Consider the following 18,781-nt stretch of genomic DNA (forward strand, 5'->3'; position numbering starts at 1 on the left):
TGCCAATTCAAACTAAAGCCCGATCATAACTGAGACGTAAATAGATCGGGGCATAAGGCTCAGCCTGTGTAATGTCTAACAACGACTCGCGCGCCAGCTCTAACATGGCCAAAAAGTGCACAACCAAGATCGCAGCACCATCGCCATGCTCGATCCTCTCCATGAACAGCTCGGTAAACTCCATAAAACGCACGCTTTGCAAGCGGCGTAAAATTTGTGTCATGTGGTCTCGAACCGACAACTGTTCGCGGGTAATTTTATGGCTGGCATGCAATTTAGCGCGCTTTATAACACTGAGCCAGGCTTGCTGTAAATCATCTGCGCTAACCTCTGGCAACAGCTCTTCCATCACAATTTCAAGATGAGCGGCTGCAACTAAATAATCCCTTCCCTGCTGTGGGAACTCATTGATCTGCTGCGCCGCCGACTTAATTCTCTCGTACTCTAACAACCGCCGCACCAACTCAGCGCGTGGATCTTCCACCTCTTCACCGGTGTCTGACTTACGCACTGGCAACAACATGCGGGATTTAATTTCAATCAGCACCGCAGCCATCAGTAAATATTCGCCGGCTAGCTCTAGATTATGTAACCGTACTTGCTCAACATAGGCCAAATACTGAGCGGTCACTTGAGCCATGGGGATATCCAACACATTGAAATTTTGCTTGCGAATCAGATAGAGCAGCAAATCCAATGGCCCCTCAAATGCTTCCAGGATAATTTCCAGTGCCTCGGGGGGGATATATAAGTCTTGGGGTATAGTAAATAAAGGCTCACCATACAGACGTGCCAAAGCCACCTCGGCGGCGGAGGTGGCTGTGTCTTGATGCAGCTCTGGCTTAGCAGCGACCGCTGATTTATCGGTCATTAGCCTGCGAAGATATTAATCGTTTTGGTAATAAACATAGGGAGCTTGAGGCACACGAGCTTGTTTAAAGCCCTCTTGCTGCTCAGCATCTAACTGCTTATCCCACAAACGATTGCGCCCATCACGCTGACTCGCGTCGGTTTCGGGGTGCTCATCTTTGTATTGCTTAATGAACTGAGTAATTTCGGACTCGTAATTCTTTGTCATAATACCTATATGCCCAATTAGTTGACTACACCATTAATTAAACGTAATGCCCCTGATAGGCCGGAGCCTGACTGCATGAATGACGCCGAGTTACCCGAACCGCCCCCATCCACAGAACTATCTACACGAGAAAAACGCGCTGCGCGCATGATACCTTATATCGTCGGCTGCGCCCTATTCATGCAGATGTTAGATTCTACCGTGGTTGCCACTGCCTTACCGCAAATGGCTAGCTCACTGGGCACGAACGTCATCAATATGAATATGATCATCACCAGCTATTTACTGGCTGTAGCGGTATTCGTACCTATTAGTGGGTGGGCGGCAGACCGTTTCGGTGCTCGTCGCATTTTTCTAGCGGCTATTTTACTCTTTACGGCCAGCTCTGTTGCCTGCGCCGCCTCACAAACATTATTACAACTGACGCTAGCACGCGTAGTACAGGGCATGGCCGGAGCCATGATGGTACCCGTAGGCCGCATTATTTTACTGCGCCGCGTACCGAAAGACCAACTTCTACAAGCCATGGCAGTGCTCACCCTACCCGCCTTAATGGGGCCTATTATAGGGCCACCCGTAGGAGGTGTACTGGTTACCTATGCCTCATGGCACTGGATTTTTCTGATTAATTTACCTGTAGGCCTACTGGGAATATGGCTGGTACTGCGCTACATACGCTCAGATTACCCACTGGATCCCACCCCCTTAGACTGGCGCGGCTTCCTACTTAGCGCAGTTGCCTTAGCCACCCTAGTGACCGCCTTTGAAAACATGGGGCACGGCACTTTTGACTGGCGCACCTTAGCTGCGATGGTCACTGTAGGGGTGGTGTCTGGGCTTTGGTATATCTGGCACGCCAAACGCACCCCTTACCCCATCTTAGATTTATCGTTATTACGTACTCGAACCTTTGCCATCTCGGTGTTGGGCGGTAACTTATGTCGCTTCTCGTTGGGCGCCGCACCCTTTTTGCTCGCAATATTATTACAAGTTAATTTTGGTATGAGTGCGCTGAATGCAGGCTTGATTACCTTTACCGGTGCCATCGGAGCCTTGCTCATGAAGCTCGTTGCACCGCCAATTATTCGCCGTTTTGGATACCGGAAAGTATTGTTTTACAATGCTTTTTTCACCGGTTTATTCATTGCCCTGTGTGCGTTATTTCAAGCCCAAACTCCCATCTGGATCATGATTAGCGTGCTCACCTTAGGCGGTTTTTTCCGCTCATTACAATTTACCGCAATCAATACGCTTACGTATGCCGATCTTGATGAAAAAGCCATGAGCCGCGCCAGTAGCTTCGCCTCGATGGCCCAACAACTAGCCATCAGTTTAGGGGTGGCCTGCGCGGCGGTAACACTACATATCAGCATGAGCCTGCGTCAGGCTCAGGAATTAAGTAGCGTAGATGTGATGTGGGGTTTTATTGTGTTAGGCGTAATTACCAGTGCCTCAGCACTGTCTTTTATGCGTTTACAAGCCAACGACGGTCAAGGGCTGCAGTAACCCATCCTAACGGGCTCATTGCGGTGAGCCCGTCGTATCCGCTAAAAGCATCACCAGTTTGCAGTCCGGCCTAATCGCCAAGCGAAACGTAAATTGCTGATAAGCGCTAATGTGACCGAGGCTATCGCGAAACTCGCGCCGCCCCCCTTCACGCTCTACTACCAGTTGCCGCCCCCACCAATACGCAAAAACGCTACTATCTTGTAGCAGCTCTTGCAACAAAGCCTGTATTTCAGGCTCATCCGCATGAGCTCCCACGTCGGCGCGAAACTCTGCCACTACGCGGCTAGCGCGTTGTTCCCAGTCGACCACGAGTTCACGCGCCAGAGGGTCCAGAAAAATATAACGCAATAAATTGGCTCGCTCACTGCGATCGGGCCAGCCATCAAACAAACGTAACAAGGCATCATTGCGCGCTAAAACATGCCAGCTACGATCAAGGATATACGCGGGCCCCTGAATGCTGTCCACACAAGCACTTAACCCTGGGGGCAAAGCCTGGGTGTTCGCCATGCCGTGGTAGGGATCAGCCAAATCAGCTAGCTCAAATAAATACTGCCTTTCCGCCCTGCCTAAGCCCAGTACCTCAGCCAAACTGGCACATACTTGGGCAGAAACCGTCACCTCACGTCCCTGTTCTATCCAGGTATACCAAGTAGTACTGATGCCACACAACAGCGCCAGCTCCTCGCGGCGCAAGCCGGGCGTGCGCCGCCGCACTCCGGCGGGCAGACCCACAGATTCCGGGCTGGTGCGCTCTCGAGCTTGCCGCAAAAAATGCCCTAACGCCTGACGACGAGAGGCAAGTGCAGCTTGCCCTCCATCAGGCATCAAATGAGCTTGTTGGCTAGCTGGACTCATTAGCTAGACAAGACCGAGCTTAACGTACGCCGCACATCCTCCTCGCTACGGCCACTACGGCGAATGTAGTCTTGCAACTGATCATCACCTATATTGCCCACGTTAAAGTACTGCGACTGAGGATGGCTGAAATAAAAACCTGACACGCTAGAGGCTGGAATCATGGCAAAACTATCAGTGATATGCATGTCTATTTCCTCGCACTGCAACACACGGAACATATCGTGCTTGACCACATGCTCGGGGCAGGCCGGATAGCCAGGGGCGGGCCGAATACCTTGGTACTTTTCGTCGATGAGCTCTTCATTACTCAACTGCTCATTGTGCACATAACCCCATAAGTCGTTCCGTACCCGGGCGTGCAAACACTCGGCAAAACCTTCCGCAAAGCGGTCACCCAACGCCTTTATCATTAAATCAGAGTAATCATCACCCGCCGCTTGAAAACGCTCTGAATGCTTTTCCATCCCCAAGCCACCGGTCACTGCAAACATACCGATGTAATCGGCCACACCTGAGCTTTTGGGCGCAATGTAGTCAGCCAAACATTTGCTATCTACCCCCTCACGCTTTACTCCTTGCTGGCGCAAGTTTCGATAGGTGAACAAAACCTCGCTACGGCTTTCATCGGTGTAGAGTTCAATATCTTCATCATTCACCGTATTGGCTGGGTAAAAAGCAATCACGCCATTGGCCGTCAGCCAACGCCCCTCAATGATTTTTTTCAGCATCGCCTGCCCCTCTGCGTACAGAGTTTTAGCCTGTTCTCCCACCACTTTATCGTCCAGAATGCCAGGGAAGCGTCCGAATAGACTCCATGTTTGGAAAAAAGGTGTCCAGTCGATAAATTGTGCTATGTCGGCTAAGTCGTAGTTTTTAAATAAACGACGACCAATAAACTTAGGACGAGGAGGCGTGTAGTTGGCCCAGTCTATTTTGGGGCGATCTGCACGCGCCTGTTCTAAGCTAATTAACGGCGTAGCTTTACGATTGGCATGCCGCTGACGCACCAGCTCGTACTCGTCACGTAACTCTGCCAAAAATTCATCGCGCCTATCTGACATTAAGGTCGTGGCCACCCCCACGCAACGACTGGCATCGGGGGTATAAATTACAGGGCCATCATAATGAGGGGCAATTTTTACAGCCGTGTGGACCCGACTCGTGGTGGCCCCGCCTATCATTAAAGGCACATCGCGCTCACGAAAATACGGGTCACGCTGCATCTCCGAGGCCACATAACTCATTTCTTCCAAGCTAGGAGTAATCAAACCGGACAAGCCGATGATGTCTGCATTTACTGCTTTAGCTTTAGCCAAAATTTCAGCGCAAGGCACCATGACCCCCATGTTTTCGACCTCAAAGTTATTGCATTGCATCACCACGGTCACAATATTTTTGCCGATATCGTGCACATCCCCCTTCACCGTAGCAATCACCATGCGGCCCTTAGAGCGTACATCGCCGCCGGCTAACTCAATTTGACGCTTCTCTTCTTCGATAAAGGGTATTAAATGGGCAACGGCCTGCTTCATTACCCGAGCCGATTTAACCACTTGAGGCAAGAACATTTTGCCTTGGCCAAATAAGTCGCCTACGACGTTCATACCATCCATGAGCGGGCCTTCAATCACGCTAATGGGACGGCCGCCCTGATCGGCAATCTTCTGTCTGACCTCTTCAGTATCTTCGACAATGAAAGTAGTAATGCCCTGCACCAATGAGTGAATGAGCCGATCTTCGACGCTGGCCTCACGCCACCTTAAGTCTTCTTCTTTCTTCTTGCCCGAGCCCTTCACGTTTTCGGCCATTTCAACCAAGCGCTCAGTATTGCTGCGCTCATCGTCGTCCTCTTTCTTGCCCACCGGCTCATCGCGGTTCAGTATGACGTCTTCGACTAAGTCGCGCAGGACGGCATCAATGTCCGCGTACACCCCAAGCTGACCGGCATTGACAATGCCCATGGTCAAGCCTTCCTGAATGGCGTAGTACAGGAATACGGTGTGAATCGCTTCACGCATCGCCTCGTTACCGCGGAACGAGAAGCTCACATTAGAGATACCCCCTGAAGTACGCGCATGGGGAAGGTTTTTATGTATCCAGCCCACGGCCTGAATGAAATCCAAACCGTAGTTATTGTGCTCATCGATGCCGGTTGCAACGGCAAAGACGTTGGCGTCAAAGATAATGTCTTCGGGCGGGAAACCAACCACATCCACTAGCAAACGATACGCGCGAGTACAAATATCGATGCGACGCTGATAATTATCAGCCTGACCTTTTTCGTCGAAGGCCATCACAATCACCGCTGCGCCATATTTACGGCACAGCTTGGCGTGTCGAATAAACTCTGCCTCCCCCTCTTTCATGGAGATAGAGTTCACTACTGGCTTACCTTGTACGCAACGCAGGCCTGTTTCTAAGACATCCCATTTGGAGCTGTCAATCATGATAGGCACACGCGCAATATCAGGCTCGGAGGCAATCATGTTCAAGAAACGGTGCATACACGCCGCCGAATCCAGCATCCCCTCGTCCATATTGATATCAATAATCTGCGCGCCGTTTTCTACTTGCTGGCGCGCCACCGACAAAGCCTCTTCGTAATTATTTTCACGAATTAAACGTAAAAAGGCCTTACTGCCCGTCACGTTGGTACGTTCACCCACGTTAATGAACAGCGTATCGCGATCAAAATTCAACGCTTCCAAACCAGACAAGCGAGTCATAACGGGGATATCAGGCACTACCCGTGGGGGCAGTTGACGACACAAAGCAGCGATGGCCGCGACGTGCTCAGGAGTGGTACCGCAACACCCCCCCACCATATTCACCAAACCGGCCTGTGCAAACTCTTGCAAGAGACCCGACGTATCAGCCGGAGCTTCATCAAAGCCCGTTTCAGCCATAGGGTTGGGTAAACCGGCATTCGGGTATACGCACACATAGGTATCACTGATTTTGGACAGCTCAGCCACATAAGGGCGCATCAAGGCAGCGCCTAAGGCACAGTTCAAACCTATGGTAATAGGGCGTGCGTGGCGGACCGAGTTCCAAAAAGCCTCGACTGTTTGGCCAGATAAAATTCGACCCGACGCATCAGTAACGGTACCCGACACCATAACGGGCAAACGCACACCACGCTCTTCAAAGACGGATTCGATAGCAAAAATAGCGGCCTTGGCATTTAAGGTATCAAAAATAGTTTCGACCAGCACAATATCAATGCCGCCGTCGATCAAACCATTGAGCTGGTCGGTATAAGCCTGGCGTAACTGCTCAAAAGTAACGTTACGGGCGGCCGGATCATTCACGTCGGGGGAGATAGATGCCGTTTTGGGCTGCGGGCCTAAAGCGCCCGCTACAAACCTTGGCCACTCAGGCGTACTGTATTGATCACGTGAGGCCGCCGCAATGCGGGCTGACTCAAGATTTAGCTCGTAGGCCAAACCGAAGATTTCATAATCCCCTTGAGCGATTTCGGTCGCACCAAACGTATTAGTGGAAATAACGTCTGCGCCCGCTTCCAAATACTGATCATGAATACGACGAATAATGTCAGGACGTACCAAAGACAACAGCTCGTTATCGCCTTTGACATCTTTAGGATGGTCTTTGAAGCGTTCACCGCGGAAATCTGCCTCGCCCAACTTATAGCGTTGAATCATGGTGCCCATGGCACCATCCAAGATAAGAATCTGGCGGCCCAAACGGGCGGCAAATTCACCTCCCCGCGTGTAAGCAGCAATAGGATAAGGCAAGGCAGGATAAGACACTAAAAACCCCAAAATTAGTAAAAAGACTGTCCACGGCACGGTGCACAGCAGTACCGTTAGTTTGGTGGATTCACGCCACAATTGTAGCGCTTTGTGCCCCTAATCTGCCGCAAACCCTTAGCCTTTACGCCACAGCCATGTAACAATTGTCGCTCGGAAAAGGTGCTTGTGCGCCCAACAGGCCTCTGAACCAGCCTTAAGCCACAAGTTAAATGGGAAACGACAAAGCCTATGAGCTCAATCGTGCTGCCCCCGCAACGGTACCCGCTACATCGCGGAGCCCGACACCAGCCCTACTCCAACCTGCCTCCTTTGTCCTTGTACTTTACAAGGGCTGTACTTTCGATATGCGGGGACGCATATCTAACAGGAAACTCGATGTCTGCACTTTACCTTCGACCTGTATTGGTCGCTGTAGCCGGCGCTTTGCCGCTCATGGCTCACGCTCAAACAACACCCGTCAATCAGTTAGATCAAATCGTGGTCACCCCGGCACGTGGCGCGCAACCCTTACATAGCGCTATTGGTGATGTCACTATTATTGGTCAAGAGAAGTTAGACAAGGCAGGCAAAGATAGCGTCGCCGACATACTAGCGCGCGAAGTGGGTATTGAAATCTATACCAACGGCGGCCCTCAAAACACCACGGGTATCTACCTGCGTGGCACGAATCCGCAACATACACGCGTCATGATAGATGGCATGCGTATCAACAATGCGGCTACTGGCTCGACAGCTTGGGCGGCACTCGACCCGGCTTTAATTGAACGCATTGAAGTGGTGCGTGGTGCAGCCAGTAGCCTGTATGGCTCTGACGCCATCGGTGGTGTCATTAATATCATCACCAAAAAAGGCGCTCAAGAGCGTCCCATAAGCGCCTGGGCAAACGTAGGTTTCGGCAGCTACAGTACTTTTAAATCCAGCGCGGGCATCAGTGGCGCAAGCGATAGCTGGGACTATAGTTTCAGCGGTAGCTACGCCGATAGCGATGGCTTTGCCAGCCTCGATAAGCCTGGTACTCCCAACACTGGCTATACACAGCATGGCGTCAGCGGCACCTTAGGTTATGAGTGGGCTAAGGATCAACACCTAGGTTTCAGTGGCTCTGATACCTATATTGATGGTGCTTATGTAGGGCCTTTCTCCTTGGGCGTGGAGCACGCCTTGCAGCGTCAACAGGCCTATACCGTCAGTAGCACCAATAAAATCACTGAGCACTGGGCGAGTAAACTCTCAGCAGGCTTTAGTAAAAATGGCCTGGAAATACGCCCCGGCTCCACTGACACCGCCTTTATCCAACGTCAGTACAGCTGGCAAAACGATGTGGACATTATCGCCGGGCAACGCCTCTCTCTGATTGCTGAGCGCCTAGAGGAGCGTATGACCAGCGCATCACTACATAACCACGACAAACGTAACACCAATGCTGTGGGTCTGCTTTACCGTGGCGATATGGGCCCGCACCATTTACAGGGCAGTGTGCGTAACGACAATATCTCCGGCTTTGGTAATAAGGTTACCGGTGGCCTAGCCTATGATTTCGATCTCAATAATCACTGGACAGCAGGCATAGCAGGTAACACAGGCTTTAGAACACCTACTTTTGCTGACTTGTACTATCCCTTGGCTTGGGGATTTCAGGGCAACCCGCATCTAAAACCAGAGAAGTCACGTAACGTCGAGGCGGGCCTAAGCTATGCCGACGACACCACGAACGTCGGTCTCGTTGTTTATCAAAATACCATTAAAGATTTAATCAACACGTATGACTGTTCCAGCTATCCTTGCACAACCAGCAACACAGAGCGTGCACGCATCCGTGGCTTAACCCTCAGTGGATCACACAGCCTAGAGCAAACTCGTGTCTATGCCAGTCTAGACCTTAAAGACCCTAAAGACACCAAGACAGGTAAGCTCTTGACGCAACGTGCAAAGCAGCAATACAAAGTGGGTGTAGAGCATACCTTTCAACATGCCACGCTGGGCGCTGAGTATCAGTTCTCTAGCTACCGTTATAGCGACGCAGACAATACAGTACGCTTGGGGGGCTATGGTCTGCTCAATCTAACGGCATCTCTGCCTATTACCTCTAGCCTAGAGGCACAGTTACGTTGGAACAATGCACTTGATAAACGCTACGAATACGTGAAAGGTTATAACACCGAGCGCTCTAACATCTTTCTTAACCTAGCCTGGCGCATGTAACAAGGAGCGGCCGTTGACGCGTAGACAACAGGCGCAACCTAGGCTGAAGCACTGCTTTAGCCTGACCTCGCTATGGAGGGCAGCCTTACAAAGGTGGGGCAGCCTGCTACTAGCGGGCTACTGCTTTACCGCCGGGGCAACTCCTGCCAATACTCCACGCCCCAATGTCGTCAGCTTGGCTCCGCATACTACCGAAATCCTGTATGCCGCCGGAGCCCAGGAACATATCTTGGCGGTGGATAACTACAGCGACTACCCCGAGGCGGCACGATCCAAGCGCAAAGTGGGCAATGCTCTACAGATCAATCACGAGACCTTGTTAGCACTGCGTCCTGACATCGTGTGGGCATGGCAACCCCAGCAACTAGCACCCGACTTAGTCGCACAACTCAACCGCCTAGGGAGCAAAGTTAGATTTATCTCCCCTGAGTCACTGCAAGACATCGTGGCCGCGGTACGTCTAGCGGGGGAGGAGTTTCATTTAGGCGCCGCTACACAAGCCTATGCCGATACCCTTCAATCCGAACTCAACGCCTTACAGGCACGGTACCCTCAGCAAAGCCCTGTCACGATATTCATTGAAGCAGGAACAGAGCCTTTATATACAATCGGCAACGACTTACTTATTCGCGATGTCATGCACACCTGTGGGGCTCATAATGTGTACGCCCAACATGCAATAGCCGCCCCCATGGTGAACTTAGAAGACGTACTCAGCAAAAAGCCAGAGTTGATTATTACGGCACATAAAGACCCAGCCCTTATCGCCCAACGGCAGCAATTTTGGCAAAACAAGCTGAACTTACCCTCTACGGCCGTCATTAACTTTAACCCCGATGAACTATACCGCCCTGGCCCCAGACTACTAAAGGCCGTTGATCAGTTGTGCGATCGATTGCAACAATATAGGCTTAATCAGCCTTAGCGCTCTTGGGAGCGAAACAAGAAAGACGCTCAGGGTAGAAATAGATTATCCTTGTAGCATTCCTCTTCGAAGACTGCTTTGCAGTCATTATTGCTTTTACGCTTACCCGTTTTATCATGACTCTCACTAGCCAACACGACCCATTCGTACTTGCCGGTAAAACCTATCAATCACGCTTATTAGTCGGTACAGGCAAATATAAAGACTTCGAAGAAACACGTCTTGCCATCGATGCGAGCGGCGCTGAAATTATTACTGTCGCCATACGCCGTACCAACATTGGGCAAAATGCCAATGAACCCAGCCTGCTCGATTACCTACCGCCATCCCAGTACACATTGCTACCCAATACCGCCGGCTGCTATAGCGCAGATGACGCCGTACGCACCTTACGTCTGGCGCGCGAGCTTCTCGACGGCCACGATTTAGTTAAGCTAGAAGTACTGGGCGACCCAGGCAACCTATTCCCGAATATGCCTGAAACCCTCAAGGCAGCTAAAACTTTAGTGGATGACGGCTTTAAGGTCATGGTGTATTGTGCTGACGACCCTATCCAAGCACGCATGCTCGAAGACATAGGCTGCGTCGCCATCATGCCCTTGGCCTCGTTAATCGGCTCGGGGATGGGCATCCTCAACCCATGGAATTTACGTCTCATACTAGACCAAAGCAAAGTGCCTGTTCTGGTAGACGCAGGTGTCGGCACAGCCTCTGACGCCACCATCGCCATGGAGTTAGGATGCGACGGAGTACTCATGAACACCGCTATTGCAGGCGCTCGTGATCCTGTGCGTATGGCCTTGGCCATGAAACAAGGCGTAGAGTCTGGCCGCAATGCCTATTTGGCAGGCCGTGTGCCGCGCAAGTACTACGATGCCGACCCCAGCTCCCCCACTGAAGGGCTGATTCACTCTCGTTCATCTTGATCCTCCATGATTCCTAATACCCTGACTATTGCCGGTGTTGACCCCTCCGGCGGCGCCGGCATACTGGCCGATGTCAAAACCATGAGCGCCTTAGGTGCCTACGCGAACGCGGTGGTCGCTGCGCTCACGGCTCAAAGCACTCAAGGCGTAACGGGCATTTCGCCAGTTCCCGCTGAGTTTGTAAAACTCCAGATAGACACCCTTTTTGCGGATGTACGCATCGATGCGGTCAAAATTGGCATGCTTGGCCAAGAGGCCGTCACCGAGGTGGTGGCAAATCGCATGGCTCACTTCGCGCCACAACACTTAGTGCTCGATCCGGTCATGATCGCCAAAAGCGGAGACCACTTACTCGAACGTTCCGCGGTAAGTGCACTCCGTGAAGCGCTACTGCCCCAAGCCACCATGATCACCCCGAATCTGCCCGAGGCGGGGGTGTTATTGGATGCACGCCCAGTAGAAACCGTTAAAGAAATGCGTCAGGCTGCTGAACGTTTACGCCGCCTCATGAATGACTCTAAACACTGCTGGGTGTTTTTAAAAGGGGGCCATTTACCGGGTTCTGAATGCATAGACCTGCTACACGACGGCGACCGCATGATAGAAATGCCAGCACCACGTATCGCGACCAAAAACACTCACGGTACGGGCTGTACGCTGTCAGCGGCCTTAGCGGCCTTGCTACCGCAACACAGTGCGGTGCCGGATGCAGCGCTAGCGGCGAAAAACTACCTGTACACCGCCATCGCCCGCTCGGGCGAACTCTCGGTAGGCAGTGGGCATGGCCCCGTGCACCATTTCCATAATGTATGGAAATAACACCGAACAACATGCCTGCACAAGCTGAAAACAAGACCACGACGGTCTCTCACATTCGTCTGGCGATCGTCGTAGCCATGCAAGAGGAACAGGAACAGATCCTCGTTCAACTGCAACAAGCTCAAACCGTCACTCGTGCTGGCATGTGTTTTCATCAAGGCACCTACTTAGGGCAAGACGTTGTGGTAGTGGTCTGCGGGGTGGGCAAAGTCAATGCCGCGGCTTGTGCACAGTTGCTGATTTCAGAGTTTCACATCAGCCACATGATCAATATAGGGGTAGCCGGGGCAATACAGGGCCACCTCCAGATGGGTGACATTGTCATTGGCGGCCAACTCATTCAACATGATGTAGACCTCCAAGCCCTAGGTTTGGCTCCAGGACATATGTTTCGTATGCCCAGCTTGGCTTATGACGCTGATCCCCAACTACTGCAATTAGCCCAACAGGCGGCGCACGGCATTACCGCTCAGCGTAGTTACACCGGAATAATTGTTACTGGTGACCAATTTATCGCCTGTAACGATAAAATACAAAGGTTGGCACACACGTTTCAAGCGTTGGCTTGCGAAATGGAAAGCGCTAGCCTAGCTCAGGTCTGTAGTCTTAACCAGATACCCTTTATTGCTATCCGGTCTATTTCTGACCAGGCCAACCATGCTGCCCAACTTGATTTCCAACAGTTTCTAACCATCGCGGCGCGCAACGCAAGCGCTTTGCTACACGCCATGGTTCCGTTTATTCAACCAGAGGCAGCGACTACCACGACCAGGACGGATACAAACCACAGTCCTGGCTTATAATCGACTCTTCCGAAGATTTTGGTTTCTGAAAGCTATGAACTTCATCACTGCGATGTCTGAACTTGAGCGCTCACGCTATTACATGGTCGAACAACAAATTCGCCCTTGGAACGTCTTTGACGAAAACGTACTGCAAGCCCTAATGGTGGTGCCACGCGAACGCTATGTACCCGCTAATCTGCAATCCATGGCTTTTTCGGACACCGAACTGCCATTAACCGTGCACTCGGTTAACACGAATGAAACCATGCTCGCTCCTAAAATGGAAGCTAAGCTAGCACAAGAGCTACAACTAAAACCCACTGACGATGTACTTGAAATTGGTACTGGCTCGGGTTATCAAGCCGCGTTGCTCGCTCATCTGGCACAGCAAGTAACGAGCATCGAAATCGATAGCAAATTAGCAGCCTTTGCCCAAGAGAACCTACAACGCAACAATGTGCGTAATGTAAAAGTAGAAGTGGGCGATGCACATAAAGGATGGGGCACCTCCGAATATGATGCCATTTTGGTCACTGGTTCTGTGCCGGTTATTCCTGACTCGCTCAAGTATCAGCTCTGTATTGGTGGGCGTCTGGTTATCGTCGTAGGTCAAAACCCAGTCATGACGGCCGTACGTGTCACCCGCAGTAGCGCGGCAAGCTTTGAAACCACTCCATTGTTTGATACCTCAATCAAACCACTGCGTGGCACAGCTGTCTCGCAATTCAAGTTCTAAACTTTCTTATGGCCAAAGTTAGCCAGCGACTGTTGTTGCGTGTAGGGGGTGCATTAGCTATAGCGCTAACGCTATCCCACCCAGCACAGGCGCTGGACTTACTCCAAGCCTGGAACTTAACCGAGGCGCGCGCGCCCTCGTATGCGGCCTCACAGGCGGGGCGTCAAGCCGAACAAGAGCAAGTTCCCCAAGCACGCTCAAACCTACTGCCCCAAATACAAGCACAGGCAGGTGGCGAACAACTAGACCGCCGGCAAACCAGTAAGCTCTCGAAACATAATAATAGTCAACGAGCCACGTGGTCATTAAGCCTTAGCCAATCTATTGTGGATCGCTCTGCTTGGTATACCTTAGACCAGGCACAGCTTCAGGCGCAGGCTGCAGACGTACAGTTAGCACAAACCCGTCAAGACCTTATGCTCACGCTTAGCCAAGCATATTTTGACGTATTGGCCGCGCAAGACAACCTGCAAACGCTCCATGCACAGCGCGACGCCATACTGACTCAATTACGGGCAGCGGAACAAATGTTTGAGTTGGGCGGCTCAACAATTACCGACACCTACGAAGCACAATCTCGGTTAGATCTGGTTCGAGCGCAAATCATTCATGCCGAAAACGAGCTTCGTATCACTCAGGATACGTTGCAAAGCCTAACGCAAGAACCTGCCCAAAATTTGGCTGCGCTACGCTCCGAAGCAGTATTGCCTCAGCCCGAACCCAATAATGTCGTCGCCTGGACAGAGCAAGCCAGTCTGAATAATTTAGAAGTTCACAAGCGGGCATTGCTGGCCGAGGCAAGCGCTAAAAAGCTCGCATCAGCCTCGGCTGAACACGAACCTACCCTTGCCCTAAAGGCGCAAACAGGCAGTGCTAGCGATCAAGCCTTATATGGGCAGCAAGGCGGCTCGCGTTCATTAAACAGTTCTGTCGGTCTAGAACTTAGTATCCCCCTCTATACAGGTGGTCGCACCTCATCCCTCATACGAGAGCAAAGCTCGCGTATGCAGCAAGCGCGACACGAACACCAGCAAGCCCGGCTACAAGCCATTCAGGACAGTCAACGCTATTACTCTGGGCTACATACTGGCTTCGCGCGCATTCAAGCGCTAGCAGCTGCAGAACACTCCAGCAAGCTATCCGTCGAAGCGAACCAATTAGGCTACGAGGTAGGGGTGCGTATCAATATCGATGTGCTCAATGCACAGCAGCAGCTTTATCAAACACAGCGAGACCTTGCTAAAGCTAGGTACGACACGGTGCTAAATGGGCTACGCCTAAAAGCCAGCACCGGCGCGTTAAACGAAACGGATTTGCAGGCTGTCAATGACATGCTAGAGGCTGCCCCTTAAGGCAGCCCTTGTCCGCCTCACTGACGCAGTTGCTTGACCAACGCCGTAGTAGAGCGCTGGAACTCAAAAGCAATAGCTTTAGCATCCCCACCCCAACTGCGTACCAACGCCGTTTCAGGTAAGGATTCCATATCATAATCGCCCCCTTTGACGATAAGATCGGGGCGTAACGCCTCGATCAACGCCTCGGGCGTATGCTCACCAAAGATAACCACCGCGCTGACACTGGCCAAGGCTGCTAACAAAGCCGCTCGATCGTGCTCAGAGTTAATCGGCCGCTCTGGCCCCTTATTGAGCCCCCGCACGGAAGCATCACTATTCACGCCTACAATAAGGCTTGCCCCCAACTGGGCAGCCTCATCCAAGTAAGTGACGTGACCACGATGAAGTAGATCAAACACCCCATTCGTAAAAACCAAGGGCCTGGGCAGCCGCCCATCCGCCAGCGCTGCTTGCGCCTGCGCTGGCGTCATGATTTTGCTTTCGAAGCGAGCCGTCATATTAGGCCAACAAAATACCAGACTCGGTGGTTTGCATAGGCGCATTTTTGATGAGTTCTTTACGGTAACGGTTGAGCTCCTGCGCCGAGGAAAACTCAGTACCCATCAATAACGACATATTATGCAAAATACGCGTGCACACTTTCTGCTCCCATTCTTTATCAAAAAGAATTTGCGTATCCAACCAGTTCTCTAGCCAATCGGGTGAGGGCAATTTAGACTGCACGGTATCGTTCGGGAACAATGCTTTATTAACGTGCAGATTGGTGGGGTGCAAAGCTTGTGCGGTACGATTAGCCGAGGCCATCAGCACGCCAATTTTAGAGAAGGCGATACGTGCTTGATGCCCAACATCTTGATTTTTTTGTGTCAGTGCACGCTTCATATAACGCAAATAAGCACCGGCATGACGCGCTTCATCTTGGGCGATAATCTTGTAAATAGCTTGAATCACAGGCTCTGTGTGCCACTCTGCAGCACGACGGTACCAATGGTTAAGACGAATTTCGCCACAAAAGTGCAGCATCAGCGTTTCCATCGGAGGCGCCGGATCAAACTCAAAGCGTACGTTATGTAGCTCTTCCTCGGTTGGCATCAACTCGGGACGAAAGCGACGTAAATACTCGATTAGCACCAATGAATGTTTTTGTTCCTCAAAGAACCATACGGACATGAAAGCGGAAAAGTCGCTGTCATCTTTATTGTCGCGTAAAAACATTTCTGTGGCGGGCAAAGCCGACCACTCAGTGATGGCGTTCATTTTTATCGTGTAGGCTTGCTCATCAGTAAGCTTGCTACCGTCAAAATCGTCCCAAGGAATGTCATGTGACATATTCCAGCGGACGGACTCCATAGACTTGAACAACTCGTGGTAAAGCATAACGATTCCTCAAGAGAAATCTAGACAGCAAAGCAACTCGTCCGCACTGATGACTGACAAAAGGCCTAGGCCATTGGCAATCTCTTACAAAACTAACGTACTGCTTTACTGCGTTGATCAAAAAATATGTCATTTTGCTCGTGCAGAATGACTCGTTATTATTGCGCTTTGGCTCAATCGCCTTACCAAATGGCTTTGAGCACGACTCCGATCGCCAAGAGCAAAATGACACACAAGACGGTTAGCAAACGATTCGTCTGCTGATAAGCCTGTCTGAGCTGTGTTAGTTCTTGATTAAGACGTACGGAGTGGTCGGGCCTATCTAGATTACTGACAATCAAACGTGGGATTTGAGGCAATAGCTGAGCCCATTGGCCAGCCTCTTGGCTCATGCGCTTATATAGGCCACTAGGGCCAATACGCTGGTACATCCACTTTTCCAAATAAGGCTTAGCGGTGTCCCAGAGATCGAGCTCAGGGTCTAGATCTCTTCCCATACCCTCAACATTAAGCAAGGTTTTTTGCAGTAATACGAGTTGTGGTTGAATTTCCACGTTAAATCGGCGCGACGTCTGGAACAAGCGCAATAAAACCTGCCCCAGAGAGATTTGCGACAACGGCCTATCAAAGTACGGCTCACATACCGCCCTGACGGCCCCTTCCAGCTCTTCCTCGCGTGTGTCTGCTGGAACCCAGCCTGACTCGATGTGCAATTGTGCTACACGTCGATAATCACGGCGAAAAAAAGCAAGAAAATTTTGTGCCAAATAGTTCTTATCGAACTCTGACAAAGAACCCACTATGCCGAAATCCAAAGCTATATATTGGCCTAAGCTTTCTGGTTTTTCCGACACCAAAATATTACCTGGGTGCATATCGGCATGAAAAAACCCATCCGAAAACACCTGTGTAAAAAATATTTCCACCCCTTTACGGGCAAGGTCTTTTAAATCCACCTGCGCGGCACGTAAGCGCTCGACCTGATTAATAGGTATACCCTGCATACGCTCCATAGTAAAAACCGTGGAGGCAGTGTATTCCCACACTACTTCTGGCACCAACAATAAGCCGGCACGATCTTTTAGCTCAAAATTACGCCGCAACTGGCTGCAATTAGACGCCTCGCGCACAAGATCTAACTCGTCGTGCAAGTACTTATCAAACTCAGCGACGACCTCGCGTGGCTTTAGGCGCCTTCCATCGGGTGCCAAACGCTCTACCCAGGAGGCTAAAATACGCATTAACGCCAAATCTTTATTGATGACCTTGAGCATGCCTGGGCGCAACACCTTCACTGCTACGTCACGCCCATCGTGCAACTGAGCAAAGTGCACCTGCGCTATCGAGGCCGAAGCGATGGGTTCCATGGAAAACTGCTTAAAAAGCACATCAGGCGACGCCCCCAAAGCTTTTTCTATCGTTTGCACCGCAATGGCAGAGGGGAAAGAGGGCACCCTGTCTTGCAGTAAAGACAGCTGCTCGGCAATATCCAGGGGGATTAAATCTCGTCGAGTAGATAAGACCTGCCCAAATTTTACAAATATGGGGCCTAAGGTCTCTAGGGCCAAACGCAGGCGTACCCCACGGGCTAACTTAGGCTGACGCCCTAGACGCACCACTTTGAGTAAAAATCGTGCGCAGCGATGATTCATGCCAGATAAGACTAGCTCGTCTAGCTGATAACGCAACACGACAACAACAATGGTAAACAGACGATAGAACGGAAACATTAACGCGTTGCCTCCAAGCGGCTAACTCGCGCCTCAAGTTGCTGCAAGCGCTGCTGCGCTTGCTCAAGCTCTTGCACCCCACGTCGCATAATAGACTGCGACAGCAGCATATCACTTTCTTCGCCCAGAAACTCACCAGCGTTCTCTAGCAAACGATCTCCGGCTGCCCGCACGCCGTGGCCTAGGGTGCGCACACCACTAATTAGGCGTAAAGCCAAGGTGTCGCCGACCACTCGCGCTAAATCATCTTCATAGTCCCAACGTAAGTCGCGCGCTAGCTGAGACACCACATTGGCCAAACCAGCTTCGCCTTGAACATGCATTAACGCACTGATTTGGCTAAAGTCACCGCCTCGTATCAAGCTAGGTAAATCGGGCAACTTATCGGCAGCCAAGCTCAATACCACGTCAGCACGTACGGCAGGGTCAGATACCTGTACATAGCCATCGTGCGCAATCGACAAAGAAAGAGGCCAATTACCGAGCGCTAGACACACCGTTTTACCTGAATAATCAGATAAGCGGCTTCTGGCCCAGTCTTCACGCCGTAACAATGCGTTCAACAGACGGGCCGCTACCTGAGTGGGCTGCGGAAGCAAAGGGAGAGCAAACATGCGCATCGGTATGCTCATTGCTTGAGGCAACAAGCCGTTAAATGAAAACACCCAGTTTAACCCGACACAGCCATAGTTCGATGCATAG

At 51.3% G+C, this 18,781-nt stretch carries 16 protein-coding genes; 8 read left to right on the forward strand and 8 right to left on the reverse strand.

Annotated elements, in window-relative coordinates; all coding sequences use genetic code 11:
* Window positions 1-7: 7 nt before the first annotated feature.
* Together OSH01_RS02290 and OSH01_RS02295 are read right to left on the reverse strand one after the other, a co-directional pair.
* Complete coding sequence (locus OSH01_RS02290) at window positions 8-871, reverse strand: segregation and condensation protein A (RefSeq protein WP_266122423.1); 864 nt, start codon at window positions 869-871, stop codon at window positions 8-10.
* Window positions 872-886: 15 nt separating this feature from the next.
* A complete protein-coding gene (locus OSH01_RS02295) occupies window positions 887-1,078 on the reverse strand; it encodes a DUF3460 family protein (protein WP_266122424.1) in 192 nt (63 codons plus the stop codon).
* 147 nt (window positions 1,079-1,225) lie between these two features.
* On the opposite strand from OSH01_RS02295, the gene OSH01_RS02300 reads away from it, so the two are divergent.
* Window positions 1,226-2,584: a DHA2 family efflux MFS transporter permease subunit gene (locus OSH01_RS02300; protein ID WP_266122853.1), complete on the forward strand. Its 1,359-nt coding sequence runs from the start codon at window positions 1,226-1,228 to the stop codon at window positions 2,582-2,584.
* 15 nt (window positions 2,585-2,599) lie between these two features.
* On the opposite strand, the gene OSH01_RS02305 is transcribed toward OSH01_RS02300, so the two are convergent.
* A complete protein-coding gene (locus tag OSH01_RS02305; RefSeq protein ID WP_266122854.1) occupies window positions 2,600-3,415 on the reverse strand; it encodes a helix-turn-helix transcriptional regulator in 816 nt (271 codons plus the stop codon).
* Window positions 3,416-3,444: 29 nt separating this feature from the next.
* On the reverse strand, window positions 3,445-7,221 hold the full coding sequence (metH, locus tag OSH01_RS02310) for a methionine synthase (protein WP_266122425.1): 3,777 nt from the start codon (window positions 7,219-7,221) through the stop codon (window positions 3,445-3,447).
* 378 nt (window positions 7,222-7,599) lie between these two features.
* On the opposite strand from metH, the gene OSH01_RS02315 reads away from it, so the two are divergent.
* The 7 genes from OSH01_RS02315 (at window position 7,600) to OSH01_RS02345 (ending at window position 14,969) form a co-directional block, all read left to right on the forward strand.
* Window positions 7,600-9,426 carry a TonB-dependent receptor domain-containing protein gene (locus OSH01_RS02315; RefSeq protein ID WP_266122426.1) on the forward strand — a complete coding sequence of 609 codons (1,827 nt, stop codon included), beginning with the start codon at window positions 7,600-7,602 and terminating at the stop codon, window positions 9,424-9,426.
* Between the two features lie 13 nt (window positions 9,427-9,439).
* The gene (locus tag OSH01_RS02320) at window positions 9,440-10,351 is read left to right on the forward strand and encodes a helical backbone metal receptor (RefSeq protein WP_266122427.1); all 912 of its coding nucleotides are present in this window, start codon (window positions 9,440-9,442) and stop codon (window positions 10,349-10,351) included.
* 116 nt (window positions 10,352-10,467) lie between these two features.
* Window positions 10,468-11,277 carry a thiazole synthase gene (locus OSH01_RS02325; RefSeq protein WP_266122428.1) on the forward strand — a complete coding sequence of 270 codons (810 nt, stop codon included), beginning with the start codon at window positions 10,468-10,470 and terminating at the stop codon, window positions 11,275-11,277.
* Between the two features lie 6 nt (window positions 11,278-11,283).
* The gene (gene thiD / locus OSH01_RS02330; RefSeq protein WP_266122429.1) at window positions 11,284-12,096 is read left to right on the forward strand and encodes a bifunctional hydroxymethylpyrimidine kinase/phosphomethylpyrimidine kinase; all 813 of its coding nucleotides are present in this window, start codon (window positions 11,284-11,286) and stop codon (window positions 12,094-12,096) included.
* An 11-nt stretch (window positions 12,097-12,107) separates the two neighbouring features.
* The gene (locus tag OSH01_RS02335; protein WP_266122430.1) at window positions 12,108-12,899 is read left to right on the forward strand and encodes a 5'-methylthioadenosine/adenosylhomocysteine nucleosidase; all 792 of its coding nucleotides are present in this window, start codon (window positions 12,108-12,110) and stop codon (window positions 12,897-12,899) included.
* 34 nt (window positions 12,900-12,933) lie between these two features.
* A complete protein-coding gene (locus OSH01_RS02340; protein ID WP_266122431.1) occupies window positions 12,934-13,617 on the forward strand; it encodes a protein-L-isoaspartate O-methyltransferase family protein in 684 nt (227 codons plus the stop codon).
* Between the two features lie 8 nt (window positions 13,618-13,625).
* Complete coding sequence (locus OSH01_RS02345; protein ID WP_266122432.1) at window positions 13,626-14,969, forward strand: TolC family outer membrane protein; 1,344 nt, start codon at window positions 13,626-13,628, stop codon at window positions 14,967-14,969.
* A gap of 17 nt (window positions 14,970-14,986) precedes the next feature.
* Here the strand turns inward: OSH01_RS02345 and rfaE2 are convergent, their stop codons facing one another.
* From rfaE2 to OSH01_RS02365, 4 genes are all read right to left on the reverse strand, one after another.
* Window positions 14,987-15,469: a D-glycero-beta-D-manno-heptose 1-phosphate adenylyltransferase gene (rfaE2, locus tag OSH01_RS02350; protein ID WP_266122433.1), complete on the reverse strand. Its 483-nt coding sequence runs from the start codon at window positions 15,467-15,469 to the stop codon at window positions 14,987-14,989.
* Window position 15,470: 1 nt separating this feature from the next.
* Window positions 15,471-16,349: a ferritin family protein gene (locus OSH01_RS02355; RefSeq protein ID WP_266122434.1), complete on the reverse strand. Its 879-nt coding sequence runs from the start codon at window positions 16,347-16,349 to the stop codon at window positions 15,471-15,473.
* A gap of 182 nt (window positions 16,350-16,531) precedes the next feature.
* The gene (gene ubiB / locus OSH01_RS02360) at window positions 16,532-18,079 is read right to left on the reverse strand and encodes a ubiquinone biosynthesis regulatory protein kinase UbiB (RefSeq protein WP_266122435.1); all 1,548 of its coding nucleotides are present in this window, start codon (window positions 18,077-18,079) and stop codon (window positions 16,532-16,534) included.
* Window positions 18,079-18,699 carry a ubiquinone biosynthesis accessory factor UbiJ gene (locus OSH01_RS02365; RefSeq protein WP_266122436.1) on the reverse strand — a complete coding sequence of 207 codons (621 nt, stop codon included), beginning with the start codon at window positions 18,697-18,699 and terminating at the stop codon, window positions 18,079-18,081. Before OSH01_RS02365 ends, ubiB begins: the two co-directional genes overlap by 1 nt.
* Window positions 18,700-18,781 lie beyond the last annotated feature (82 nt).

This window comes from Alcaligenes endophyticus, assembly GCF_026344035.1.
Classification (GTDB): Bacteria; Pseudomonadota; Gammaproteobacteria; order Burkholderiales; family Burkholderiaceae_B; genus Alcaligenes; species Alcaligenes endophyticus.